This window comes from Stenotrophomonas sp. YIM B06876 (assembly GCF_030711595.1).
Classification (GTDB): Bacteria; Pseudomonadota; Gammaproteobacteria; order Xanthomonadales; family Xanthomonadaceae; genus Stenotrophomonas.
On sequence record NZ_JAUJUJ010000539.1, the window covers coordinates 1 to 501 of the forward strand.

The following is a 501-nucleotide window of genomic DNA, read 5'->3' on the forward strand; positions in this document are numbered from 1 at the left end:
GTCTTCGAGCGCCGCGACCTGGCCATCGGTCTTGCGGAACAGCACGATTTTCTCGTTCAGGATCTTGACGGGAACGGGCCGGTCGGCGACGTCGTTTTCCCGGGCTGCGACGTACCAGGCATTGCGCAAAAACATGGTGGATTTCCTCTCGGCAAAAACGGATTGCGATGCCACACCATAGCCAATGCCACCACCCGCAACAAGCGAATTGATCTGTGTTCTTCTTTAGAAAAGCTAAACTCAATGCCGTTTTCAAAAAGTCCTGCCGCCATGCGCTCCTCGCCCGCACTGCCCCCTCAGAAACTGCCGCCCCTGCGCGCGCTGCAGGCCTTCGAAGCCGTGGCGCGCACCGGCAGCGTGATGGCTGCCGCGCTGGAGATGGGCGTGTCGGCCGGCGCCGTGAGCCAGCAAATCCGCAAGCTCGAAGAACTGCTGGACCTGCGCCTGTTCGAGCGTTGTGGCAAGGGCATGGAGCTGTCGACCTGGGGACGGCTGTACCAC

1 protein-coding gene is annotated in these 501 nt (G+C 61.3%); it reads left to right on the top strand.

The genetic code is table 11. The features are described 5' to 3' along the window. Window positions 1-270: 270 nt before the first annotated feature. Window positions 271-501 (top strand): LysR family transcriptional regulator (locus QZH66_RS18365; protein WP_305807226.1); only part of this gene is annotated, 231 nt, incomplete at its 3' end.